Source organism: Mesorhizobium sp. P2_C7 (assembly GCF_056404515.1).
The window spans coordinates 1-591 of the sequence record NZ_JBFUDW010000047.1; the positions used below are offsets into that span (position 1 = coordinate 1).

1 protein-coding gene is annotated in these 591 nt (G+C 69.9%); it reads left to right on the forward strand.

Annotation, left to right across the window (positions count from 1 at the left end):
* Positions 1 to 591: VCBS domain-containing protein (locus AC1D2G_RS34415; RefSeq protein WP_477419649.1), on the forward strand; the 591-nt coding region annotated here is incomplete at both ends.

The following is a 591-nucleotide window of genomic DNA, read 5'->3' on the forward strand; positions in this document are numbered from 1 at the left end:
CGCGTTCGCCATCGACGCGGCCGGCAACTGGACCTTCACGCTCGATCAGGGCGCGGCCGATCATCTGGCCGAGGGCGCCAGCGACACCCAGACGTTCACCGCCACGGTCACCGACGACAAGGGGGCGACGGCGACCGARACCGTCACCATCACCATCACCGGCACCAACGATGCGCCTGTGGTCGTTGCCGGCGGCAATACCGACACCGTGGTCGAGGCCGGCAATCTGGACAGCGGCGCGGTTGTCGCCGGCGATCCGGCGGCCAGCGGCACGCTGACGTCGACCGATGTCGACGACGGCGCGACGGCGGCCTGGAGCGGCTCGACGACGGGCACCTATGGCGCGTTCGCCATCGACGCGGCCGGCAACTGGACCTTCACGCTCGATCAGGGCGCGGCCGATCATCTGGCCGAGGGCGCCAGCGACACCCAGACGTTCACCGCCACGGTCACCGACGACAAGGGGGCGACGGCGACCGARACCGTCACCATCACCATCACCGGCACCAACGATGCGCCTGTGGTCGTTGCCGGCGGCAATACCGACACCGTGGTCGAGGCCGGCAATCTGGACAGCGGCGCGGTTGTCGC